General features: G+C 31.9%; 6 protein-coding genes. 1 reads left to right on the top strand and 5 read right to left on the bottom strand.

Annotated features, from left to right (window positions below; translation table 11 throughout):
* Positions 1-47: 47 nt before the first annotated feature.
* Positions 48-425 (top strand): T9SS C-terminal target domain-containing protein, encoded by a 378-nt coding sequence (locus CBD51_007320; GenBank protein RPG57638.1) that lies wholly within the window; start codon positions 48-50, stop codon positions 423-425.
* 47 nt (positions 426-472) lie between these two features.
* Here CBD51_007320 and CBD51_007315 read toward each other — a convergent pair whose 3' ends face one another.
* The 5 genes from CBD51_007315 to CBD51_007295 all read right to left on the bottom strand — a co-directional run bounded on the left by CBD51_007315 (position 473) and on the right by CBD51_007295 (position 6,513).
* Complete coding sequence (locus CBD51_007315; GenBank protein RPG57637.1) at positions 473-1,561, bottom strand: FAD-binding oxidoreductase; 1,089 nt, start codon at positions 1,559-1,561, stop codon at positions 473-475.
* 8 nt (positions 1,562-1,569) lie between these two features.
* A complete protein-coding gene (gene gldN, locus CBD51_007310) occupies positions 1,570-2,721 on the bottom strand; it encodes a gliding motility protein GldN (protein RPG57636.1) in 1,152 nt (383 codons plus the stop codon).
* A gap of 5 nt (positions 2,722-2,726) precedes the next feature.
* On the bottom strand, positions 2,727-4,376 hold the full coding sequence (locus CBD51_007305) for a hypothetical protein (protein ID RPG57635.1): 1,650 nt from the start codon (positions 4,374-4,376) through the stop codon (positions 2,727-2,729).
* A gap of 1 nt (position 4,377) precedes the next feature.
* Positions 4,378-5,016, bottom strand: a complete 639-nt coding sequence (gene gldL, locus CBD51_007300) for a gliding motility protein GldL (protein RPG57634.1) — start codon at positions 5,014-5,016, stop codon at positions 4,378-4,380.
* A 24-nt stretch (positions 5,017-5,040) separates the two neighbouring features.
* Positions 5,041-6,513, bottom strand: coding sequence for a gliding motility-associated lipoprotein (locus tag CBD51_007295; GenBank protein ID RPG57633.1), 1,473 nt, complete (start codon positions 6,511-6,513; stop codon positions 5,041-5,043).
* Positions 6,514-6,543 lie beyond the last annotated feature (30 nt).

The following is a 6,543-nucleotide window of genomic DNA, read 5'->3' as shown; positions in this document are numbered from 1 at the left end:
GTTTAGCAATTGGAGAGAAAGTTACATTCAAACTATGGAATTCTGATATGAATACTGAGTCTACACTAGTTGTAACTAAGTGGGATGCAGGTAGTGATGCATATACTATAGATGGTATTAGCATTGCATCTAACATCATAGTATCAGGAACGACATCAGCAGATGCTTACAAATTATACCAAAATGTACCAAATCCATTCAATGGAACAACAACTGTTAAGTTTTATGTTCCAGAGAGTACAGAGGTTACAATTGGAGTATATAATATGTTAGGTGAGTATGTTGCTGAAGTCACAAGTGATATTTATAATGTTGGAAAGCATGAAGTTACATTCGATGCAAATGATTTAGGTCAAGGGACTTATTTTGTAAGAATGAATACAGATAGCTTTACAGCAACTAAGAGTATGAATATCGTTAAATAACCGTAACGATCTATAAGTAAGAAAGCCTCATTTTTAATGGGGCTTTTTTATTCATAAACTCTTTTAAGAGCAACTTCTTCAAATATTTTAGTATTATAATAAATACTATTAATTAAATTATTTGATAAATAAGGAGCTAGTAAAACTCCCCTTGTACCCAAGCCATTCATTATATACATATTCGAATAATCCGGGTGAGAGCCAATGAATGCTCTTCTATCAAAAGTAGAAGGCCTAATGCCTGATTTTTGCGTCTTTACATTGTAAGGAAGATTAATATGTTTTTCGAAAACAGAGCAAATTCGTTCTCTTGCGCTAGAAGTTATACCTGAATCATCAAAAGACCATTCATATGTTGCACCTAATGAATAAATATCACTGCCTAATGGAACAAACAATAAAGATGCATGAAGAATCCTATCAAGGGATAAATGTTCACAGTTAATATGTAATAATTCTCCTTTTGTAGGTTTTAACTTTATCCACTTAAAAAAAGGATTATTTAAAACTTGAGGACCTTCACAAAAAATAATGTTTCTAGCAATTATATCATTATACTTCACATAATCTTTTTTAATTATTAAATTCCTATAATTAAAAAATTTATTGATGAAAATTTGATTGGCAATACAAAATTTTCTTAATATTTTTAGAAAAAGAGGAATATCAACTCGTCCTGAGGATTTAACAAGTCCATAAAACTGTTTGTGAATAAATGATTTATTTTCGAGCATCAATAATTCTGAAGACATATAATGCTCCCTTTTTGGGGATAACGATCTAGACATCCAGTTATTTTGATCATAAGGAGTGCTAAGAAATTTATATATCCCTATATCAAATACTATATTACTTTTAAAAAAAGATTGAAAAGAACTATAAAATTCGTAAAAAAATTGCATCTGATTATCAATTGCCCAAGGCTTAGTAAACCACTTTAAGATTAATGGATTATATACACCCAAAGCAATATTTGAAGGTGAACTTTTATCATATTTATCTATAATGATAAAAGTTTTTTTTTGTCTTAATAATTCAAATGCAAAACATGTACCAGCAATACCTTGACCTACAATNAGAAAATCGACTTTCATAAATGAGCTTAAAAAAAAAGCCCCGTAAAATTGGGGCTTCATTTAAAAATTTAATAATTCCACATATCACTCTCGTAGCGCCGGATCTGTTCTTTTATACGTTCACCCTCTAATAACTGTTCTAAAGACTTTCCAGGTAAATAATTTTGAATTGTTCGATCATAAACATTTGTCTCCTTAATTATATTGGAAGCAAAGTGTTTTCTATGAAAGAATTCATCAAAGGACATACGTTGCATTATATTACCATCCAAAGGAAAAATCTTATGATTTGCTAATAAACCTCTTATTTCAGGAAAATAAAAAGTAGGCATTTCTAAAACAGAACCAAAACCTCCTTCTGGATCTTGTATGACTGGTGTAATAGAAACATACCTGAAGTCTAATTTAGCTCTTCTTTTATCAAAAAAAACTTCCTCTTCAAGATAATAAAATAATACATCTTCAGCATTATACCATGAATAGACCCAGTCAGGTCCATCTCCCTCGTCTGGGTCTGAGTTGTCAAACTTATAACCAAATGCATTAGGGAAGCCCTCATTCCAATTAGGGATGACTTCTTGAGTGGTTAATTTTCTAGTTAAACTCATATTATAAGTTCCAACTAAAGGTTGTCCTGTTACAGGATTCACTGTAGTTGCTGCATCTCGAAGAATTTGAAATAAATTTTTTCTAGCATCAATTCCAGATAAAACTTCATTGAATTTTTTTCCTGAACCAGGTTTTTCAATTGATTTCCCATCACCTTCCCAACCTGTATAAGCATCATAGGTGTTTTCAATAGGGAAATATAATGGATGGTTTTGTAAAATTCTTAAGTCAATTTTTCTCCTTACTCTTTTTGCCCATAAAACATCATCCTCACTTACATAAGGATATGGTATATACGAGAAATTACCTGTTTTTTCATCAGACACAATAGTCGAATTATCGGACCATACTGAAGCACGTCTATGAGTAAACTGGCTAGTAGCATCAACCTTAGTTGGACTATTCCTAAATCCGTTAAAATCAGAATCAATAGGAACAATCCTGTCATCTGAATCCTCATCAACAGCTTTTACTAATTTTGTCTGATTTTCAATTGAATATGTAGATTGATTCCCATCATTCCAATCTCTTTTACTTCTATTTTCACTGTCTTGAGATACAGCATAATTAAACAAGAAGATAAAAAACGATATTGTATATAGATTTTTCATAGTTTTTAATTTATTTTAATCACAATAGTTTGTTGTAACCTTATTGGCTTGGATTTACTACCTTTAGTTCTGTAATAGATTTCATCGAAAATAACAGTCTGATTTGACTTCAAGGTTTCAAAGATAGATTTAACCTNTGAAAATCGCCAACCTTNATATACAGCTGACTTTAAAGCACCTGTCGATCCAGGATACCTAAATCTGTAGCCTGTAATTTCATATTCTAGTTCAAAATCAAAATTTTCTAACTTAGCTTTAATTCCTTTAGCGGATTTTAACTTTATTAATTTTAAATCTCCACTGCCCTGAATACCCCTTACAGAAGGTATTGGTGGAGGTACATTTTTTACTCTGAATTCAATCCTTTTACCAACCAATTTACCTGTTTTTTTATCTTTAATAAATAGACTGATTTTCTCTTTTTTATTTTTCCCTACCTGTCTTTCCTTAATTACTGCACTATAGGATCCATTTTTAACTCTTGTAATTTTACAACCTGAAAAATCAGAGTATAATTGTAATTGATCAGAGCTATATCCTGGAACAGAAATCGAAAGTGGATTAATAACTTCAGTATATAAAACATTCATTTTATCTGGAGAAATAACAGACAATGGAGCATCAACTCTGTATTCTTGTTTAAAAGGATAGGTTTTTTCGCCTTCTTCAGACTGAACAATTATATCACCGCCGAAAAAGTATGTTCCCTGTCTTGTAGGTTTAGTAGCAAACAATCCATCACTTCCGTCATTAATTAATGTATCATAAGGAACAGAATCGAGCCTGTTTCCTTGGGAATCATATTTATAAAGAGCAAATTTAGGTAATTGATTTGTGTCAACACCAGCAATAAATACTCTTGCACTGAAACTATCTCCTAACATAATAGTATGCTTAGGGTACTTCACTACACTTTGTTGCGAATTAACTGTAATAGAACTTTGCCCAATTTTCTTTTGAAGTAACTCTAAAACCTCCCCTTCAAGATTTCCGACATCCAATTTCATTTGTGCCATAAAGGCATTAACTGCAACTGGCACATGACCATCAAATTTCCAGTTTTCCCAAGATACAGCGGCCTTTGGTCCGTCAAGATCTTCATCAACATCATCAATAGATAATAACTTTTCAATATTAGGTATTATTTTATCTTCATCTTCATAGATACCTAGCGAATCTAGAGAAATTAAAAAACTCTTATACTTTTCTCTTGCTAACTTTAATTTTTCACCATAACCATAAGCACCTTTTTGACTTTTTGGCTTTACTAATAATTTTTTTACTAGGTCTTTATCATCTTTTTTAGTAAGCATTCCATCACTATCAATTGGACCAGCTAGAGAGTCAATCTTTAATTTAACACTATGAATAACTTGTATTAATTCCTGACTTTCTTTTTTAACGCTTAAAGCATAATTATACCACTCATTAAATTTTTCAGGGTTTTTTTCCGCACGATTTTTAAAAGCTTTGTATTGCTTTTCATTATAGTCGTTTGTTTCTCCATATGAAAACTCTAACGAGTTATCCATTCTTTGAAATGCTTTTAACACTTCCTTAGAAACATTTAGTGCTAACAATGCAGTTAACACGAGATACATCATGTTAATCATCCTCTGTCGAGGACTCAGTTCACTCATATGATTACCCGCCATACTACTTTCTTTTTTGTTTTGATGTCATGGCATTTAACATTCCGCCATAAACGTTATTTAAGGCATTTAAATTTTCTGTTAAAGATGCCAGTTCCACGTGTAATCTTGATGTTTGATCAAGAGATGAAGTTAAGTTACTAGTCATTTTTTGAGTGGCCATAAATTGGTTCTCAGAAGATTTAATTTGCTCCATATATAATTCGTTAATCTTTTCTAAATTACCTGAAGCAGATAACATTTGCTTATTATATTTTTTTGTTCCGTCGGCAACATCACCTAAACCACTTGCAGACTGACTTAGTTTTTTCATGCCATCACCTAGATTTTTAAGTACTTTAGAATCAACATCAACATCTTCTAACATTTTATCTAATTGTTGAGTTACAGTTGTGGGGCCACTAGTTTCATCTGGATCTAAAATCCCAGGAAAAGCACGTTCCCACTTATATTGTGGTGGTGCATGTTCAAATGCGGACATGAAAAATATTAAAGCTTCAGTTCCCATACCTGCAATAAGCATTTCATTAGCATATGGCCAGCTTAATATTTTAAATAAAGCTCCAGCTATAACTAAAGATGCACCCCATCCGTATAAATAAGGCATTATTGTTTTGTAAAATTTTGAATTTGCAAACTGCATATTATCAGATTTAAATTGTTAAACTTAATTTTGTCTATTATTCTTTTTTTTCTTCTTTGGTTTTTTCACACGCTCAAATCTATCTTCTAATGGAGTACCTGATGCAGAAAAAGGAAGGCTTTTTACACATCTGAAACCAACATAACATCTACTACTATCTTGATACTCATAATCTCTTGCACCAATTTGTAAAAATGCACCTATATCCTTCCACGAACCACCCTTAAGGACTTTCTTTTTAAAATGAGGATGATCCTCCATATTTGCATTATATGTATAATCTGGATTTAAATCTGAAGCAAATATATCTGACATAGGATCAAACGCAGTTTCTGTCCACTCTGCAACATTTCCAGCCATATTATATAAACCATAGTCATTTTGATTATAAAAATCTGCGGGTGCAGTATATATGAAACCATCAGCCCAGTAATTGCCTCTTAGTGGTTTAAAGTTAGCTAAGAAGCAACCATCCTCAGCTCTTGAATATGGGCCACCCCATGGAAACATAGCTAGTTCACGACCACCTCTAGCAGCCCATTCCCATTCTGCTTCCGTAGGTAAACGATATTCTGTTTCAAAAATTCTTCTTTCTTCTGGTAAATGATATAATTTATTAGCTGTTCTCCAATGACAAAATGCCTTTGCTTGTTTCCAACTCACACCAACAACTGGGTATTTACCATATGCGGGATGCCAGAAGTATTTTTCAAACATTGGTTCATTAAAATTATATGTAAAATCATGTATCCATGATAAAGTATCTGGATAAATAGGAACTCTTTCCTTAACTACAAACGCGCTTTGTCTACCACCATCTAATTCCCTGTAGTCACTACTTTCAAACTCTACATCATCATCATATTGAAATCTATTATTTCTTGATGCTGCAGCATTACGATTAAACCAAGCATACTCATATATTAGTTTTCTAGAGTCAATTAATTTAGTTTGAAAAAGTGGTCTAAGCATATCTTCTTCAATTAAAATTTGATCATCATCATCTAATATCAAAGTGTTGACCATGGCCTCAGTTACAATTTTTGTTTGAAAATTTAGAGGACGATACCAGTCAATATAATAATCTTCCCTCATTTGTGTTTCCTTTAAATAATCCTGGTTCCAGTTTGGATCTGGATCATTTACATAACCCCACTTTTCTGGATTATCGATGTCAATTAATTCTCTGCGAATTATAGAGTCTCTAACCCAATAAGTAAACTGACGATATTCATCATTTGTAATTTCCGTTTCATCTATCCAAAATGGACTTATGGTTACAGTCTTTAAACTACTTCTGCTTGCATAAGGAACATCCTGATCATTCGCCCCCATGGAAAAAGAACCTCCTGGCAATTGTACCATACCATGATTATCAGCTATATTAAATAATAATCTTGTTGTTTTTCTTCCAGTTAATTCCCCGTCTCCAGTAACACAAGAAGAAAAGTGAACTAAAACATAACCAATAAAAATGAAATAAATTATTTTTTTCATAATCAAAAATATTTAACTTAATGTAATCTT

The organism is Flavobacteriales bacterium TMED191 (assembly GCA_002171975.2).
GTDB lineage: Bacteria > Bacteroidota > Bacteroidia > Flavobacteriales > TMED113.
This window is presented reverse-complemented; position numbering and strand designations above follow the sequence as displayed.

Coding starts and splice junctions, on each gene's coding strand:
- CBD51_007320 (RPG57638.1), top strand. CDS start 48: ATGAATACTGAGTCTACACTAGTTGTAACTAAGTGGGATGCAGGTAGT.
- gldN (RPG57636.1), bottom strand. CDS start 2,721: ATGAAAAATCTATATACAATATCGTTTTTTATCTTCTTGTTTAATTAT.
- gldL (RPG57634.1), bottom strand. CDS start 5,016: ATGCAGTTTGCAAATTCAAAATTTTACAAAACAATAATGCCTTATTTA.
- CBD51_007295 (RPG57633.1), bottom strand. CDS start 6,513: ATGAAAAAAATAATTTATTTCATTTTTATTGGTTATGTTTTAGTTCAC.